Here is a 16,731-nt window from a genome sequence, read left to right on the forward strand (position 1 = left end):
GCTCAGACTCGCTTCCGCATCCGCGCGGGGAGGATCCCGAGCTGGTCGCGGTACTTGGCCACGGTGCGCCGCGCGATCTTCACTCCGTCCGACTTGAGGAGATTGACGATGGTCTGGTCGGTGAGCGGCTTCTTCGGATCCTCCTCGTCCACCAGCTTCTTGATCTTGGCCTTCACGCCCCGGGCAGAGATGTCCTCTCCCGTTGCCGTCGACAGCCCGCTGGAGAAGAAGAATTTGAGCGAGTAGACCCCGCGCGGCGTCTGCACGAACTTCTCGTTGGTGACGCGCGACACCGTGGATTCGTGCATATCGATGTGCTCGGCGACCTCACGCAGAGTCAGCGGCTTGAGGTGCTGCACGCCCTTGTCGAAGAACGCCCGCTGGCGATCGACAATGTAGTTCATGACCTTGAGCATCGTCTGACGCCGCTGCTCGATCGCCTGGATCATCCAGTTCGCAGAATTGAGCTTCGAGGAGATGAACTCCTTGTTCTCCCCCTTGAACTGGTTCTTGTCCCGCGCGACCTCCCTGTACGCTTGCGAAATCCGCAGTCGTGGGAGGTTGGTATCATTCACGAACACCATGTACTCGCCGTCGATCTCTTCGACGATGAGATCTGGAATGACATAGTGATCGGGGGCTGCCGAGTACTTGAGGCCCGGCTTGGGATCCAGCTTGGAGATCTCATCCGCGGCATCCTGCACCTCTCGTGGCGAGATCGACATCGCCTTGGCGATATCCGACCAGCGGTGGTTCAGCAGGTCGTCGAACTGAGTCTCCACGATGCGAGCGGCCAGCGTGTCTCCCAGACCCAATTGTCGGAGCTGGATCATGATGGATTCTCGCAGATCGCGCGCAGCGACCCCGGGCGGGTCGAAGGCCTGGATGGTCTTCAGCACCCGCTCGGCATCCTCGATGGTGTACGGATTGAAGATCTCGTCCAGCAAGGCGAGTTCGTTGCGGTATTCGGTCTCGTCCTCGTCCGCCAGTCCCGCGATGCGATCGCGCGAAACGGCGCGAGCTTCGTCCAACCAATCGTTGACGCCGATCACCACCTGGTCCAAAGCGCAGGACAGGGAGCCGTCGTCATCGATGTTGCCGATGATCTCCTCTCCCATGCGCATATCCCGCTCAGAGAGATCGGAGTGTCGCAGCTGTTCGAAAAGGTGGTCCTGTAGATCCTGGGAAGCGACGGGCGTGGGCTGGAAGAACTCGCGCTGCTCGTACTGCTGGCGGCGGCCACCCACGTCGAACCCGTCCAGGAGGATCTCCTCCCAGTCCATCTCGTCCTCGTCCTTCTCCTCCTTCCCTTCCTCATTGACCTCCACGTCTTCTTCGACGTCGGCCTCCTGCATCTCCAGGAAGGGATTCTCAGCCATCTCCTCCTTCAAGTGCTGCTGCAGGTCGAGCAGGGGCATGTAGAGCAACTCCATCGCCTGGTACAGGCGAGGGTTGATCTTCATCTCCTGCTTCAGCTGCGCGCTCTGGTACAGCTTCGTATTGAAGGCCATGGCCTGCCCCGTCGGGCTCCTTTCCTAGGGCTTGGAGTAGCGCTGCCGCATGCGCGCCGTCAGCGTCGGACCGAGGTAGATCTCTGCGACCTCGTCGTTCCAGACGAGCTCCGAGACGGATCCGGACACGCGGATGCGTCCCTCATACATGATGTATGCCCGGTCCACGATCTCAAGGGTCTGCTCAACGTTGTGGTCCGAGATGATGACCCCGATATGCCGGGTCTTGAGCTCCCGCACGATCGTCTGGATGTCGTTGACGGCGATCGGGTCGATCCCTGCGAAGGGCTCGTCCAGGAGCATGAACTTGGGCCTCTGCACCAGCGCCCGGGTGATCTCCAGCCGCCGTCGCTCCCCCCCAGACAACGAATAGGCCTTGGAGTCACGCAGGTGGGACAAAGAGAGCTCGGCCAGAAGCTCCTCGAGGCGGGCCTTCTGCTCGGCCTTGGGCAGCCGGAGCGTCTCCAGGATGGCCAGGACGTTCTCCTCGACCGTCAGCTTCCGGAAGACCGAAGGCTCCTGGGCGAGGTACCCGACGCCCTTGCGGGCCCGTTTGTACATGGGGACGTCGGTGAGGTCCTCGTCATCGAGGTGGACGCGGCCTTCGTCCGGGGGGATCAGACCCACGATCATGTAGAAGGTGGTCGTCTTGCCGGCGCCGTTGGGACCCAGCAGGCCCACGATTTCGCCCTGCCCCACCTCGATGGCGACGCCGTCCACCACGCGGCGCTTCCGGTAGACCTTGGTCAGGCCTTCGGCCCACAGACGGCTGCCGGTATCCTTGACCGTCGCAATGGCCGAGGTGTCCGGACTCGGCTGGTCCCCTCCGGATGGAGGACTCCAGTCGCTGTCGAACCCCTCGCTCATCGCGTGTTCCTCGCTCTCGGTTCTCGGCGGGAGCCCTGGCCCGCCCACGGTGCTCCGGACTCCCGGTCGGGAGCACCGGGCCGCGGTGGCCCCGGAGGCTGCTCCTGACCCACTCTCGCCGTATCCGGCCGCACGGCCGTGGAATCGGCGAGGGAGTCCGGCACCGGAGCCAACGGCTCCAGGTGGATCCCTTTCGTCTGCCCCTGAACTTCCATGTGGTCGACGTCCCCGTCCACCATCACGATGGTGATGGCGTTGCCCACCACGTAGTGCAACGCGAGCCTCGCTTCCCCGACCCGGGTGGAGTCGGAGGGCTCCATGCGATACAAGCTGCGGGCGGCCCCACGAGCATCCAGCCGCTCGAGGGTGTAGCCTCCGCCCTCTGCCGTCTGGAGCGTATCGCCTTCGGCGACCGCGGTCGAGTCCTTGACGAACGTGGCGATGATGGTATCGCCCTCGAGCCAGTCGTTGCGGATCAATGCGGGCGTCTCGGCCGTGTTCAGCGAATCCCGGGTGAAGGAGTCGCCCCGGGCCCGCCCGATGGCCGTGACTCGGTCCAACTGCTCCCCCGGCGTCAGCACATCCAGGGAGTCCGCCTCCAAACGGAACTCCTCCGCCACCGCTACCGGCCGGGTGGAATCCCCAGGCGTCGGCGTGAGCTGGACCCAGGAGACGGCTCCCTGGCCGCCACCGGACCCGATCACCGGTACGGTATCGTTGGCGCCCAACAGGCCCGCTGCCAGTCGGTTGACCGTCGAGTCCTCCACGAACACGCGGATCCGGGGGGCGTTCAGGTCGATGTCGTCGGTCGAGAGCTGGGCCCGGTCTCGGGCAATGACCTCCTCCACCTCCTGCTCCACCAGCATGAGGGCGATCGCATCGGCCGTCAGCTGATAGCCCTCACCCTCGGAGCGAGCCGCGCCGAGAAGGTGGAGTTGCCCCCACTCGTCGTCGTAGCGAAGGCGCTCCCCGAACGCATGCAGGCCCTCTCGCTCGATCTCTACCTGCCCTTCCGCTTCGAAGGCGCTCTCCCCGTCGATCACGATCCGGCGATGCGCCGTGACATGATACGGCGGTCGGGTCGTGTCGGGAGGAGCGGTGGTCGGTTGGACCGACGGCTCCGGGGCCTCCGTGGGCGTCGGCACTGCGGCCGGGACTGCGGCGCTGTCGGGCACGGCCGCCATGACGGACTCGGGAACCCTGCGGGGAAGCACGTCGGCCAGGAGCGCGATCACCTGCTCCCACAACCAATGGAAGCGGAAGGCCCGTGGGACCTCGGGGCCCGGTCCCGCGGGCACCCGGATCGTCGATACGGCCTCGGCACCGGCCGAATCGGGGGGCGGTGGGGACGGTGGTGCTGCCTCCGCCGTGCGCCGGGACGCCTGCCGCGGATACAACGTCGCCCGCACATTGGTCCCCGTCATGGTGATCCGTTGTCGGGGTCGCGCACTCGTCTGTCGGAGGTAGACCATCTCGGCCCCCTCCATGCGCGAGCCCTGCCCGGCGTCGGCCAGGACCACAGAGCCCCACGCGAGTAGGCGCTCATCCGCGGAGTAGTAGTCCGCGCGGTCCGCCGTCAGCAGCCGTACGCCCTCGTCGAAGCGTACGCGTCCGAACAGGCGCGAGAGGTTTTGAGGCGGCAGGATCACCGCCGAATCGGCGTAGATCCTCAGTCCGTCCTCACAGGCCACGGAGACCCGCCTGAAGATGTGGGTCTCGGTGGGTGTCCCCTGGCGAAGCGCCTGCCAGTAGTCGGAGGAGACGATCTCACACCCGTTCTGTCCTGCCGCCGGGGCCGGCCTCACCAGCCCCAGGCCGAGGAAAAGGCCGACGAAGCGGGCGAGGTGGCGGACGCTGGAGGGCATGCCGGCTCACCCGTGCGGGGTCAGAACCGGACGACACCACGGCCGCGGATGCTCGCGCCGCGGACCCGGATGTTGGTGAAGTTCAGATCGGCCTCGAAGCCAGTGCCGCGCGTGACCCTCCCCGCCTCGGTGAACACGGTCGCCGAATCGCTCCAGAACTTCTCGTTCATCGGGTCGTAGTTCAGCTCCGAGGTCTCCAAGCGACCGTCCCGATCCGGGAGGAGCAACACCACATTGCGGCGCGCCACCATCGCTTCCGTGGCTTCGGTCAACTCGCCCCACTCCGACGTCATGGTAGCCCGCTCGACCCCGGTGGTCGTGAAGACCTGGAGGCTCACGCTCAACAGCTCGTACTTGCCGTCGTCCTTGAAGTAGTACGCCGTGTCGGCGTGCAAGGTCGCGTAACGGACGCCGTTCTGCGTGATCTCGTGCTCCATCCCCAGGACCAGGTTGTCCGCCTGCAGGTTCACGAGCTCGGGTGGTACCACGTTCGTGGTCGTCGCCTGCTCACAGGCCGCCGACAAGATCGTGGTCGCCAGCAGAACCCTTCTCCACCTGCTCATAGCACCCCCGCGCGCATGAGGTCGTGCAGATGGACGACACCGTGCAAGGTGCCTCGTTCGTCCACGACCGGCAGCGCCATGACGCCGTGGGCCTGCATGAGACGCGCGGCCACGGAGCCCAGATCTCCCACGCGGCCCACCTTGGGTGACCGGGTCATGACATCCGCGACCGGGACCTGCAGGAACTCCGCTTGGTGCTCCATCAGGCGCGTGAGGTCGCCCGCGGTGATCACTCCCACCACCCGGCGCTCCTCATCCACGATCGGAACCGTGCCCCGCTGCTCCGCCAGGGGCACGATGCAGTCCTTCATCACACAACCCTCAGGGAGGGCAGGATAGCCCTCCGCCACCATGACGTCCTCGACGCGCACGGTCAGCCGTCGGCCCAACGCGCCCCCGGGGTGGAGCCGGGCGAAGTCCTCCGCCCGGAACCCTTTCCGCTCCAGCAGCGCCATGGCCAATGCGTCTCCCATGGCCAGTGCCGCTGTGGTCGAGGCCGTCGGCGCCAGATCCATGGGGCAGGCCTCTTCGGATACGCTGCAGTCGAGCCAGACTGCCGCGTGCCGAGCCAGGCCTGAATCGGGGGCGGTCAGGGCCACCACGGGTACACCGGCCCGCGAGAGGAAACTGAGCAGCGGGTACAGCTCTTCGGTCTCCCCGCTCTTGGATACCAACAGGGCCACGTCCTGATGACCGACGATCCCGAGGTCCCCATGCAGCCCCTCGACCGGGTGCAGAAACACCGCGGGGGTCCCGGTGGACGTCAGCGTCGCAGCGATCTTGCGCGCGACGATGCCGCTCTTGCCGATCCCGGAAACCACGATCCGCCCCGACTCGCGCTCGAGGCACTCGACCGCGTCCGCGAACGACGGACCGATCCGCTCGGCGAGCGACAGGACGGCCTGGCCCTCCAGCGCCAACACGCGCCGGCCGGTGGCCAGCGCCTGCCCACGGGGCCCTCCGTCCTCGGAGCTCAGCGTCCCAGTCCCGTGGCCACGCGGCTGTGCCGGTGTCCTCGTCTCAAGCATCTCCGTCCCGGTCTCCACAGTACTCTTCCACGACGGCGCTCCAGACCCCCCTGGCCCTCAGAAGTGCCTCCGCAAACTCGCGAGCTGCGCCCCGCCCACCCGGTCGGGTACCCGTCCACAATGCCAGCGCCTGAACCTCGGGCGAGGCGTCGCGTACTGCAGCCGGAAGTCCTACACGTCGCAGAGCAGGAAGGTCGGGGAGATCGTCGCCCAGAAAGGCGACGTGCTCCCACTCCAGCCCTCGTCGGCGCAGCAGCTCCTCGATCACAGGCACCTTGCGTGCCCCGTCCACGTGGTGGACCTCGGCGACCCCAAGCTCCGCCGCCCGTAAGCGGGTGGCATTCGAGTCTCGCCCCGAGACGAGCGCAACCTCGATCCCCGCAGCGATCAGAAGCGTGATGCCGAGGCCATCCAGGATATCAAACCGCTTTAGCTCAACAGGCTTATTGTCTTGCCCCATGCCGACATAGATGGCCCCATCCGTCAGCACGCCGTCCACGTCGAAGACCACCAGCTGGACGCGAGCCGCGCGCTCGGACGCGACCGGAGGCGGCACGCGCGGCGTGCCGCTCAGGGGCGGGGTCACGCGGTGCCGGACCCTGAAAGGACCGATCGCAGTTCCAGCACCCGCTCGATCAGCGCGCGCAGCGAGTCGAGCGGCAACATGTTCGTGGCGTCCGACGGCGCTCGGGCCGGGTCCGGGTGCGTCTCCAGGAACAGACCGTCGCACCCGGCGGCCACCGCGGCCTGTACCAGTGCCGGGATGAACTCCGGGTCACCCCCGCTCCGCCCACCTCCCCGCCCGGGGCGCTGAACCGAGTGGGTGCCGTCGAAGACCGCGGGCACGCCCGTGGCGCCCCGCAGCCGACGAAAGCTCCTCATGTCCACCACGAGGTCCCCGTAGCCGAAGAACGTGCCCCGCTCCGTCACCGCGAGAGGACCCGCGCCGGCGGACCGCGCCTTGTCGACGGCCCCGGCCATTTCCTCCGGCTCCATCCACTGGCCCTTCTTGATGTTCACGGCCGCCCCCGTGCGCCCGGCCGCGACCAGGAGGTCCGTCTGGCGGCACAAGAACGCCGGGATCTGCAGCACCTGCACCACCTCGGCGGCGGGGCCGGCCTGCTCCGATGCGTGGATGTCGGTCAGCAGGGGTAGGCCGGTCGAGGAGCGGACGCGAGCCAGGGCCTCCAGCCCCGCGTCCAGGCCGGGCCCGCGGGCCGCCTGGAGCCTGGACCGATTGGCCTTGTCGAAGGAGGCCTTGAAGATGACGGGAAGATCCAGGTCTGCCGCCAAGCGGGCCAGCGCTTCGCCGACCGTCTGGTTCAGGGCGTCGTCCTCGAGGACGCACGGACCCGCGATGAGGAAGAAGCGATCGAACATCGAGCGATCTTCCAGGCCTCAGAGGACCGGGGCGTCGACGGGGGCACCCCTGCCCTTCGGCTCCTCCACAGTTCCCTCAACCGTCCTGGGGCCCGGCTGGATTCCGTCCCGCCGCCGCACGGCCGCCGCAATGAAGGACGCGAACAGCGGATGGGGCCGCATCGGTCGGCTCTTCAACTCCGGATGGAACTGGCCCGCCAGGAACCACGGATGCTGCGGCAGCTCGATGATCTCGACCAGACCGCCGTCGGGCCAGACGCCGCTCACCTTGAGGCCGTGTTGTTCCAGGAGCGCGCGATAGTCGTTGTTGACCTCGAAGCGATGCCGGTGCCGTTCGCTGATCGACGATTGACCGTAGATCCGCGCCGCCAGCGAGCCAGGTTCCAGATCTGCCCGGTAGGCGCCCAGGCGCATGGTGCCGCCTTTGCGCGTGACATTCTGCTGGGAATCCATGAGGCAGATCACCGGATGGGGCGAGTCCTCCGCAAACTCGAGAGAGTGCGATTCCACCAGGCCACAGACGTTGCGAGCGAACTCGATGACGGCGCACTGCAGGCCCAGACAGATTCCGAAGAACGGCAGACCGCTCTCGCGCGCGTGACGGATGGCTGCCACCATGCCCTCCACGCCACGCGGCCCGAAGCCCCCTGGAATCAAGAGTCCATCGTAGGGAGCCAGGCGGGACGCAGCGGACGACTCATCGAAGGCCTCACTGGACAGCCAGTCGATCTCCACGCCCACATCGTTGGCGATCCCACCGTGCAGCAAGGCTTGTTGCACGGACTTGTAGGAGTCGACCAGCGACGTGTATTTGCCCACCACGGCGATTCGGACGGCTCCGCGGTGGGGGTGCATCGACGTCTCCACCATGGAGGTCCAGGGAGCCAGGTCCGGCGGCGGCAGATCGAGCCCGAAGCGCCGCAAGACGACATCGTCCAGGCGCTGCTCGCGCAGCTCCAGCGGCACCTGATAGATGCTCTCCACATCCTGGGCTTCGATGACCGCGTCCGGCTCGACGTTCGTGAAGAGGGCGATCTTCCGGCGGATATCCGCGTCCAGCGGATGCTCCGTCCGACAGATCAGAACGTCCGGCTGGATCCCGATCTGCATCAGCTCGCGCACGGAGTGCTGGGTCGGCTTGGTCTTCAACTCTCCAGCTGCCGCGATATAGGGGACCAGCGTCAAATGGATGAAGATGACGTTGTCCCGACCGACATCCTGACGGAACTGCCGAATGGCCTCGAGGAAAGGCAAGGACTCGATGTCGCCGACCGTGCCTCCGATCTCGGTGATCACCACATCGTGGTCGACAGAAAGCCGGCGCACGGCGCGCTTGATCTCGTCCGTGATGTGGGGAATCACCTGTACCGTGGAGCCGAGGTAGTCACCGCGGCGCTCCTTGGTGATCACGGTCTGGTAGATGCGCCCCGTCGTGATGTTGTTCGCCTGCGACAGCGACTGGTCCAGGAAGCGCTCGTAGTGGCCCAGGTCCAGGTCCGTCTCGGCTCCGTCGTCGGTGACGAAGACCTCCCCGTGCTGGAAGGGGGACAGCGTGCCCGGATCCACGTTGATGTAGGGATCGAACTTCTGCAGCGTGACCTTGAGGCCCCGCTCCTTCAGGATCAGGCCCAAGGAGGCCGCAGCGATCCCCTTCCCCAGCGACGACACCACGCCGCCCGTGACGAAGATGTACTTGGTCGTCCGATTCGTGTCGCTCATCTCGCCTCGATCCACAGTCCGTTCGGGGACTCGCTAAACATAACCGCTCCGTTCCCACTCGATCAGCCGGGCCTCGACCCGACGCGCATCGTCCAAGGTATCGACGCCCCCCTCGGCCTCGGGCACCACGGCCACCCCGATCCCCAACCCCGCCTCCAGTGGGCGCAGCTGCTCGAGCAGCTCGACGCGCTCCAGCCGGGAGGGCTCGAGATCCACCCAGGACCGGAGCGCCCCCCTGCGGTAGACATAGAGGCCGACGTGTCTCAGCCACGGCCCCTCGATCCCGAAGCGGGGCTCGCCTTCACGCGGATGAGGGATGGGCGCCCGGGAGAAGTAGAGCGCTCGGCCTCGCGCCCCCGTCACCACCTTGACCACCGAGGGATCTCGCCATTCCGCCTGGTCCTGGAGCGGCGTGGCGCAGGTGCCGATGTCCCATCCTCCACCGTGAACACAATCCAGCGCGCCTTGCAACGCCAGCGAGGAGAGGAGTGGCTCGTCCCCCTGCACGTTCACGATGATCTCGTGATCCGCGAAAGGAGCGGAGAACGCCACTTCGGCCACGCGGTCGGTGCCGGAGGGATGGTCAGCAGACGTGAGCACCACGTCCGCCCCGAAGTCGCGGGCCACACTCGCGACCTCGTCGGAATCAGTGGCGATCACCAGGGTATCGAGGAGGTCGATCGCGCGGACGCGACGCCACACCCACTCGAGAAGAGGGCGGCCCGCGATGCGATGCAGGGGTTTTTGGGGGAGGCGGGTCGACGCGATCCGCGCCGGGATGATCCCCAGCACCTGATCGCTCACGCGGCGCCTCGCGCGCCGAGTGCGGAAGCGCGCCCGGTGACATGCACGCCCGTCAAGGTACCGCGAGGGTCCGTGGGGCGGCAACACCCCGCGCCAGGAACGGATGGCGCGCGCGTCGCCGTGCCCCCCCTGGGACCCCGAAGAAACCCCTGGCGCTCGCCGTAGTTAGAATGTGGGTACCCTCCCGGCGCTCGGGAACGCGCCGGAGACCCCGGAACCCAACGGACCGTCACGTTGTTCACCCGCTGCCTGATCTGCGCCGCTCCCTTCGAGGACAATGACGTCCTCGAGCATTTCCGCTCAGGCTTGCGTGTCGCCTTCGATCCGGCTCGGGGTCGCCTCTGGACCATCTGCCGCAGCTGCAAGCGGTGGAGCCTGGCCCCCATCGAGGAACGTTGGGAGGCGCTGGAGGAGCTGGACCGGCTCACGACGGACCGCGCCCGGCTTCTTTCCCAGACCGACAACATCGCGCTGCTCAAGGCCGGTCCTTTGGAAATCGTGCGCGTGGGACGGGCCAACCTCACGGAGGAAGCGTGGTGGCGTTACGGACGTCAGCTCCTGGAGCGCCGACGCAGCTACCGGCGCATCAGTGTCGGGGCGTCGTTCGGCGTCGGTGCACTCCTGGTCGGGGGCATCTGGGGCGGGATGGGATGGATGGGCGCCTGGATGCTTTGGGAACACGCGCCGGAGGGCGTACTCAAGAGCGCGCGTTGGCTGCGGTTTGGAGGAGCTGCCTGGCGGGGCCGGCAGGCCTGCTCCGAGTGTGGCTTCCTCTTCGACAAGGTCGGATTCGCCGAGCGCGAGGGGTTGATTCTCGGTCCCTCCGCAGGCGACTCGGGGTCGCTCACCCTTCGCCAGCGCTGTCCACGCTGCCGCAGTCTCCGGGGCGGGGGCTTCCATCTCTCGGGGAGAGAAGCAGAGCGGACCGCGCAACGGGTGCTCGCCTACCACCACTTCTCAGGCGCTTCGGAAGGGAGGGTGCGTTCGGCCGCCCGGCTCATCTCCGAGGCGGGGTCGGCCGCCGATCTCAAGCGGATCGTACTGGGCCACGAGGGCCGCCGGCTCGGCGACCTGCGTCGGACCGGCGCCATCGCGCTCGAGATCGCCGCCAATGACGCAGCGGAGCAACGCCTGTTGGAGCTGGAGCTCGCCGAGTTGGAGGCGCACTGGCGCACCGAGGAGGAGCTGGCCGACATCATCGACGGGGAACTCACTCCCCTTCCCGCAGTCGAGACACTCCGGCGTCGGCTTTCGAGCTGGATCTGACGCCGCTCGCAGCATCACTCCGCCGACCATCGCAGGTCCGCCTCGCACAGGCGTGCGTGTCCCCTGCGCGCCGGTGCCCCACTCTTGCGGACTGCCCCTAATAGTCCACGGGCCGAAGATAGAACTCCCCGATGGCGCTACTCGAGAGCACCGCCACAGTGGGCAGCTCTCTCTTCCAATGGGTGCCATCGAGCCGACGCACGACCAGCGAGACGGCTCCAGCGTGGAAGCCGGCCCGCACCAATTCCTCCTCGGTGTAGCCCTTCAACAGCCAGAAGAGGATTCGATCCGCCTCCGGATAGGCGACGCCGAGCTCGTCCTCGTCGTGCACGCCGATGACCAGGTCCGCGCTGGCTGGCTTGTCCACGATCACGCCCGGCACACCGAGGTGGCGAGCGAGCGCCCAGACCTGTGTCTTGAACAGATCACCGAGCGGATTGATGGGCGGCGAATCGTCCGCGTGCCATGTGTAGTATCCCAGCAAGCGTTCGCTCTTGTTCCCGGTACCGAGCGGAAGCGCACCGAGCTTGGCGGACTGGTCGAACAGCGTGACCGCCCGGAGGCGCGCGCAGACGTTTCCTCTGCGCAGTGGCGAGATCTCCGGCTCGAACGCCTCGATGTAGGCATCGACGGGTCCGGTGATCTCGATGGTCCGCTCCGGGGCCCCCACCGCCTCCAGCGCCAAGCGGGCATGATCGAGGGAGTCTTGGCTCGAGGTGCGGTACGGAAGCCGGAAGCCGTGCACGTTCTCCGCGCCCAGGGCCCGCGCCGCCAGAAAGAGCGAGACGGCCGAGTCCACGCCCCCGGAAACCCCTACCACGACCCGCTCGAAGCCCCTGCGGCGCACGACCTCGTCCCGGATGAACTCCACCAACGTGTGTTCGACCAGATCCAGGTCGAGGTCGAGCATCGAGGCGTCCGCGGGGTCGGGCGCGCCGCTGGCGCGCACCCCACCGCCCTGTAGCCGTATCGCGAGGGCCGGGGCGCCCTCTGCCGCTCCCTCCCGGAAGGCGCGCTCCAACGAGCGCTGCAGGTGAGGCAGCGCCCGCTCCAGATCCCCCAGGAGCGGCGCGTCGAAGCGGACCCGGTCGATGGCGGAGCCATCCAGGTCCGCCCGCACCAAGCCCTCCTCCATGAGCGGTCCGCGCTCCAGCACCACGCCGTCGGGGCCGATCACCAATGAGCCCCCGGCGAAGAACTTCCCGCCCTCCGAGCCGACGAGCTGGGCCACTGCCACGAACACGCCATGCTCGGCGGCCAGGGCCGGGGCCAGAGCCTCCCAGCGCTCCAGATTCCCGGGGCGCCCGGATCCGGCCCCGAAGTCACGTGCCGGGGAGGCGCTGACGATGAGGATCAGCTCGGCCCCCCCCACGGCCAGGACCGCACCGGGCAACGAATGCCACGCCTCCTCACAGATCAGCAGGCCCATGCGGCCGAAGCGAGACGAATACGCCGTCAGCGCCGCCCCCGCCTCGACGAAGCGGTCCTCGTCGAACACGCCGTAGGTCGGCAGGAACATCTTCCGGTGGACATGCACGATCTGCCAGCGATCACCCACCGGGGTGAAATGGGCCACGGCATTGTAGAGCCGATGGCGCCAGCGCTCGTAGAAGCCCACGACCACGTCCGGGGCGCCCACGGGTGGCCTTCCCAGCCGCTCGGCCAACGCCTCGCTCGACAACGCCACCTCGGCGACTCCGCCCTCCAGGAAGTACCCACTGAGTGCGCACTCCGGGAAAACCAGGAGGTCGACGGCATCGCTGGACTCGGAGATCCGCTCCCGAATCCGATCGAGATTGGCCTCGACCTCCGCCTTGGCGGGCTTGAATTGCGCCAGCGCGAGGCGTAGGGTGGCTGCTCCCCTGTGACCTTCCACGACGTCCCTTCCTCTCAGGGCTCGGTTCTTGCGCGGAGACGGGCCGGTGCGGTCGGGGGCGCGCGGAAACAACTCTCGGCGCCCCGGGGTTTCACCGACAACGTGGCTTCAACCCGCGAGTCGACGCATGGCCGGTAAGATAGCGACCGCTGCCCTTCTGGGTATCCTGATCCTCCCACAGGCCGCCGTTGGCCAGCAGCAGGACCGGGTGTCGACCCGCTCCCGGCCCAGGCCCGCCGCCTCCGGGGAGGAGGCCCAGGTCTTCCAACAGACGTTCGAGACCATCCGAGACTACTACATCCAGTCTCTCGGAGACTCCGCCCTGTGGGAGCGCGCCATCCAGGGGCTGATCGAGAAGATCGACGACCCCTACGCCACCGTCTTCACGCCGGATGAGCTGGCGCAATTCCAGGAAGAGACCACCGGGGACTACGCCGGCATCGGCGTACAGATCTCCGGGCTCGAGAACACCATCGCCGTGACCATCGTCTTCAAGGGCACGCCGGCCGACGATGTCGGCCTGCTCGTGGGAGACCGCATCGTCACGGTCAACGGTGAGAGCACAGAGGGATGGAGCACATCGGACGTCTCGGACCGGATTCGCGGACGCCCGGGCACTCCTGTGGACATCGAGATCCAACGCGAGGGAGCGGGCCAGCCCATTCCCTTCACCATCACGCGTGGCACCGTGCACGTCGAGGCGGTGCATTCGGGTTTCGTGCACGACTCCATCGGCTACATCCTCCTCGATAGGGTGGCCCGTGGGTCGGCCGCGGAAATCGGCGCTGCTCTGGCCCAGTTGAGCGGCGCCAAGGGCATCATCCTCGACCTACGCCGCAACCTCGGCGGATACCTGGACGAATCCCTCTGGATCTCGGACCTCCTACTCTCGCCGGGTCAGAAGCTGGCCAGCGTCCGTAGCCGCGCCGTGGGGCGCAACGGTGAGCGCGCCGAGGAGAGCTACGATGACAGCCGCCCCAGTCTGCTACCGAACATGCCGATGGTCGTGTTGGTGGATGAGAACACCGCCTCGGCCGCCGAGATCGTTGCCGGTGCCTGGCAGGACCACGACCGGGCCCTGATCATCGGCAACCGTACCTTCGGCAAAGGCGTGGTTCAGACTCTGCTCCCCCTTCCCGCCGGGAGGGTCATTCGCTTGACCACGGGGGAGTGGTACACCCCCCTTGGTCGCTCCCTGCACCGTCCGCGGGATCGAGAGGGGCACCTGCAGCCGCAGGACCTCGACTCCATCCCGTTGGTGGCCACGGCACTGGGCCGCCAGATCAAGGCCGGTGGCGGCGTCTCCCCCGATCTCGAGGTGCGGGACGATACGCTGACGTTGGCCGAGCGCGAGCTCTTCACCGCGGCAGCGCAGGAGGGCGTGCCCCTGAACCTGCGCATCGCCGAGTTCGCGTTGCGCGTCGCGCGCCGCAGCCTTTCGGAGAGCCAGCGGCCGGAGGTGGCCCGTGCCGAATTCGATGAGTTCGTCGACGGGTTGGTCGCCGAAGGCCTCCCCACCGCGGCTCTGAACGAGACCGGCGTCCGCGAATACCTGTACTGGCGCAGCCGGGTGGCGGCGGCCGAGCGAGCGGACGCGCTGGGCCTCTCGATGGAAGTCCGCATGGAGCGCGATCCGGTGCTTACCGCCGCGGTCGAACTGCTCCAGGGGGTCAGCAGCCAGCGACAGCTCTTCTCCGAAGCCATGGCGCGTGCGGGGGCGCCCTCCAGCTCACGCACGGGGGCCCTGCAGCACTAGGGAAGCCCAGCACTCGCGGCGCGTCCCACGTTCGGGGCGCTACGGCCCAGCGCTACTCCTGGTTGGCGCTACTCCTGGTTGCGCGGGTGGTACGCACGGTGGACGTCCCGGAGGTAGGCCCGATCCACATGGGTGTAGATCTGGGTGGTGGAGATGTCCGCATGTCCGAGGAGTTCTTGAACGGCCGCCAGGTCCGCCCCGCCCTCCAGAAGGTGCGTCGCGAATGAATGCCGCAACGTGTGGGGAGAGACCTTCTTGGTGAGACCCGCTCGCTGCGCGTGCGTTTGCACCAGGGTCCAGACCGTCATGCGCGATAGCGGACGTCCCTTCTGGCTCAGGAACACCACTCCCTCACCCCGACCCCGATCGAGTAAGGGGCGCACGTCTCTCAGGTAGCGCTCCACCGCGCGCTGGGCAGGCCTTCCGATGGGGACGATGCGCTCCTTGGCGCCCTTACCGAAGACGAGGCACACGCCCTCCTCGAGGTCTACGTCGCTGATCTTCAGGGAAGTCACTTCCGACACGCGCAGCCCGCCACCGTAGAGCACCTCCAGAATGGCCCGATCACGCCAGTACAGGGGGTGGTCCAGGTCTCCGGCTTCCAGAAGCTGCACGACCTCGTCCACTGCCAACACGCGAGGCAAGCGCCGCCACGCCCGTGGAGCCTCCAGCCGTTCGGTGGGATCGGCATCGAGGTAGCCCTCGGCCGTGAGAAAGCCGAAGTAGGAGCGGAGCGAGGATTGGATGCGTCGAATGGAGGTAGGCTCCAGCCCTTCGTCCTTGAGCGCGATCATGAACCTGCTCAGGCGGCTGGAGTCCACGGCCGGGGCGCTCTTCACGCCCTGCTCGGCGAGCCAGGTCGTGAGCCGGTGCACGTCGCCCTCGTAGGCTTGCACCGTGCGCTCGGAGAGGCCTCGCTCGAAACGGAGGTACTCGTCGTAGGCCTTCAGATGATAGGCGGCTGACGATTCAGGCACCTGGGTCACCGTCGCCCCGTTCGGCCGGGCTGCCCCTCGACCGACGCCACCAAAGCACCCCCACGACGAACACGAGAAGGGCCACGATCAGGAGTCCGCGGTTGACCTTGCCGAGCGCCTCGAGAAATGCCGGTAGGTTGTCGCCCGCCACGGTCCCGACCCAGACGAGTCCGCCGTACCAAGCGGCGGATGCGATGCCAAGGGCCGGGAGCACGATGGTTGCGCGTAGGCGGCTCACGCCCGCGAAGGCCGGGACGACCGCCCGAAGACCGGGAAGAAAGCGCGTGAGCAGCAGCGCCGGTACGCCCCAACGGCCGAAGAAGCGGTGGACGTGATGAAGCTGGTCGGGAGACAGCAGCCACGCACCGACCCGGCCCGAGAAGAACCGCTCGCCGTACCGCCTTCCGAGGCCGTAAACAGCCGCCGCAGACGTGAGATTCGCGGCCCATGTGAGCGCGAAGACCCACTCGGCTTTCAAGATCCCGCGTGACGCCAGCACCCCTCCGAGGACGACAAAGGTATCGGCGGGAACCGGCGGCACCACGTTCTCCACCGCCGCGCCCAGCGCGAGGAGCAGGTAGATCGTCGCGACGCCGGGCTCCGACGTCAGCCCGAAGAGCGCCGCGATCTCGGTCATGTCGTACGAACCAAGGCGACCGCGTACGCCGCCAGGCCTACGCCTTCCCCGGTCCAGCCCATCCCTTCGTTCGTCTTGCCCTTCACGGAAACCGCGGACACCGGTATGTCGAGCGCGGCGGCCAGCGCTTCACGCATGGACAACGCATGCGGTGCGATCCGCACGCGCTCTGTGACAACCGTCACGTCGACATTGCCGATCGCGTAGCCTTCCGCCTTCAGAAGTGCCACCGCGCGCCGCAGGAGGTCGATCGAGTCCGCGTCCTTCCAGCGTGAATCCGAGGGCGGGAAGTGCCGTCCGATGTCCCCGAGCGCAGTGGCACCCAGGAGGGCATCCGTCACTGCATGGGCAATGGCATCCCCGTCGGAATGGCCCGCCAGACCCGGCGCGCCTTCGATGCGGACGCCGCCGAGAATCAGCGGACGTGCGGCGTCGAAACGGTGTGAATCGTATCCGAAGCCGATCCTCATACGTGCTGCTGC

The 16,731-nt window shown here is 67.3% G+C and carries 15 protein-coding genes; 2 read left to right on the plus strand and 13 right to left on the minus strand.

Annotation, left to right across the window (positions count from 1 at the left end; genetic code table 11):
• Nucleotides 1-2: 2 nt before the first annotated feature.
• From rpoN to kdsB, 9 genes are read right to left on the minus strand one after another with little or no spacing between them, the layout of a single operon-like run.
• Complete coding sequence (gene rpoN / locus R3E10_02980; protein ID MEZ4414690.1) at nt 3-1,511, minus strand: RNA polymerase factor sigma-54; 1,509 nt, start codon at nt 1,509-1,511, stop codon at nt 3-5.
• 24 nt (nt 1,512-1,535) lie between these two features.
• Entirely contained in the window at nt 1,536-2,378 is an 843-nt protein-coding gene (gene lptB / locus R3E10_02985) for an LPS export ABC transporter ATP-binding protein (protein MEZ4414691.1), read from the minus strand.
• A complete protein-coding gene (locus tag R3E10_02990) occupies nt 2,375-4,243 on the minus strand; it encodes a hypothetical protein (GenBank protein ID MEZ4414692.1) in 1,869 nt (622 codons plus the stop codon). Before R3E10_02990 ends, lptB begins: the two co-directional genes overlap by 4 nt.
• Nucleotides 4,244-4,263: 20 nt before the next feature.
• Nucleotides 4,264-4,806 carry an LPS export ABC transporter periplasmic protein LptC gene (gene lptC, locus R3E10_02995; protein MEZ4414693.1) on the minus strand — a complete coding sequence of 181 codons (543 nt, stop codon included), beginning with the start codon at nt 4,804-4,806 and terminating at the stop codon, nt 4,264-4,266.
• Nucleotides 4,803-5,834, minus strand: coding sequence for a KpsF/GutQ family sugar-phosphate isomerase (locus R3E10_03000; GenBank protein ID MEZ4414694.1), 1,032 nt, complete (start codon nt 5,832-5,834; stop codon nt 4,803-4,805). Before R3E10_03000 ends, lptC begins: the two co-directional genes overlap by 4 nt.
• Nucleotides 5,827-6,420 (minus strand): HAD family hydrolase, encoded by a 594-nt coding sequence (locus R3E10_03005; protein ID MEZ4414695.1) that lies wholly within the window; start codon nt 6,418-6,420, stop codon nt 5,827-5,829. Before R3E10_03005 ends, R3E10_03000 begins: the two co-directional genes overlap by 8 nt.
• Complete coding sequence (gene kdsA / locus R3E10_03010; GenBank protein ID MEZ4414696.1) at nt 6,417-7,214, minus strand: 3-deoxy-8-phosphooctulonate synthase; 798 nt, start codon at nt 7,212-7,214, stop codon at nt 6,417-6,419. Before kdsA ends, R3E10_03005 begins: the two co-directional genes overlap by 4 nt.
• Before the next feature lie 18 nt (nt 7,215-7,232).
• Entirely contained in the window at nt 7,233-8,933 is a 1,701-nt protein-coding gene (locus R3E10_03015) for a CTP synthase (protein MEZ4414697.1), read from the minus strand.
• Between the two features lie 33 nt (nt 8,934-8,966).
• A complete protein-coding gene (gene kdsB / locus R3E10_03020; protein MEZ4414698.1) occupies nt 8,967-9,737 on the minus strand; it encodes a 3-deoxy-manno-octulosonate cytidylyltransferase in 771 nt (256 codons plus the stop codon).
• Nucleotides 9,738-9,971: 234 nt separating this feature from the next.
• Between kdsB and R3E10_03025 the strand changes: the two genes are divergently transcribed.
• Nucleotides 9,972-11,003, plus strand: a complete 1,032-nt coding sequence (locus R3E10_03025) for a hypothetical protein (protein ID MEZ4414699.1) — start codon at nt 9,972-9,974, stop codon at nt 11,001-11,003.
• Nucleotides 11,004-11,100: 97 nt separating this feature from the next.
• Here R3E10_03025 and nadE read toward each other — a convergent pair whose 3' ends face one another.
• Nucleotides 11,101-12,879: an NAD(+) synthase gene (nadE, locus tag R3E10_03030; GenBank protein ID MEZ4414700.1), complete on the minus strand. Its 1,779-nt coding sequence runs from the start codon at nt 12,877-12,879 to the stop codon at nt 11,101-11,103.
• 127 nt (nt 12,880-13,006) lie between these two features.
• Here nadE and R3E10_03035 point away from each other — a divergent pair, with 127 nt between their 5' ends.
• A complete protein-coding gene (locus tag R3E10_03035; protein ID MEZ4414701.1) occupies nt 13,007-14,635 on the plus strand; it encodes a S41 family peptidase in 1,629 nt (542 codons plus the stop codon).
• A 68-nt stretch (nt 14,636-14,703) separates the two neighbouring features.
• Here the strand turns inward: R3E10_03035 and xerD are convergent, their stop codons facing one another.
• From xerD to ispF, 3 genes are read right to left on the minus strand one after another with little or no spacing between them, the layout of a single operon-like run.
• A complete protein-coding gene (gene xerD, locus R3E10_03040) occupies nt 14,704-15,612 on the minus strand; it encodes a site-specific tyrosine recombinase XerD (GenBank protein ID MEZ4414702.1) in 909 nt (302 codons plus the stop codon).
• Nucleotides 15,605-16,249 (minus strand): DedA family protein, encoded by a 645-nt coding sequence (locus R3E10_03045; GenBank protein MEZ4414703.1) that lies wholly within the window; start codon nt 16,247-16,249, stop codon nt 15,605-15,607. Before R3E10_03045 ends, xerD begins: the two co-directional genes overlap by 8 nt.
• A complete protein-coding gene (gene ispF, locus R3E10_03050; protein MEZ4414704.1) occupies nt 16,246-16,719 on the minus strand; it encodes a 2-C-methyl-D-erythritol 2,4-cyclodiphosphate synthase in 474 nt (157 codons plus the stop codon). Before ispF ends, R3E10_03045 begins: the two co-directional genes overlap by 4 nt.
• Nucleotides 16,720-16,731: the final 12 nt, after the last annotated feature.

It is taken from the genome of Gemmatimonadota bacterium (genome assembly GCA_041390105.1).
Classification (GTDB): Bacteria; Gemmatimonadota; Gemmatimonadetes; order Longimicrobiales; family Gaopeijiaceae; genus JAGQIF01.

What these genes read in the sequence shown, in the direction of transcription:
- rpoN (MEZ4414690.1), bottom strand. Translation starts at nt 1,511, where the DNA reads ATGGCCTTCAATACGAAGCTGTACCAGAGCGCGCAGCTGAAGCAGGAG.
- lptB (MEZ4414691.1), bottom strand. Translation starts at nt 2,378, where the DNA reads ATGAGCGAGGGGTTCGACAGCGACTGGAGTCCTCCATCCGGAGGGGAC.
- R3E10_02990 (MEZ4414692.1), bottom strand. Translation starts at nt 4,243, where the DNA reads ATGCCCTCCAGCGTCCGCCACCTCGCCCGCTTCGTCGGCCTTTTCCTC.
- lptC (MEZ4414693.1), bottom strand. Translation starts at nt 4,806, where the DNA reads ATGAGCAGGTGGAGAAGGGTTCTGCTGGCGACCACGATCTTGTCGGCG.
- R3E10_03000 (MEZ4414694.1), bottom strand. Translation starts at nt 5,834, where the DNA reads ATGCTTGAGACGAGGACACCGGCACAGCCGCGTGGCCACGGGACTGGG.
- kdsA (MEZ4414696.1), bottom strand. Translation starts at nt 7,214, where the DNA reads ATGTTCGATCGCTTCTTCCTCATCGCGGGTCCGTGCGTCCTCGAGGAC.
- R3E10_03015 (MEZ4414697.1), bottom strand. Translation starts at nt 8,933, where the DNA reads ATGAGCGACACGAATCGGACGACCAAGTACATCTTCGTCACGGGCGGC.
- R3E10_03035 (MEZ4414701.1), top strand. Translation starts at nt 13,007, where the DNA reads ATGGCCGGTAAGATAGCGACCGCTGCCCTTCTGGGTATCCTGATCCTC.
- R3E10_03045 (MEZ4414703.1), bottom strand. Translation starts at nt 16,249, where the DNA reads ATGACCGAGATCGCGGCGCTCTTCGGGCTGACGTCGGAGCCCGGCGTC.
- ispF (MEZ4414704.1), bottom strand. Translation starts at nt 16,719, where the DNA reads ATGAGGATCGGCTTCGGATACGATTCACACCGTTTCGACGCCGCACGT.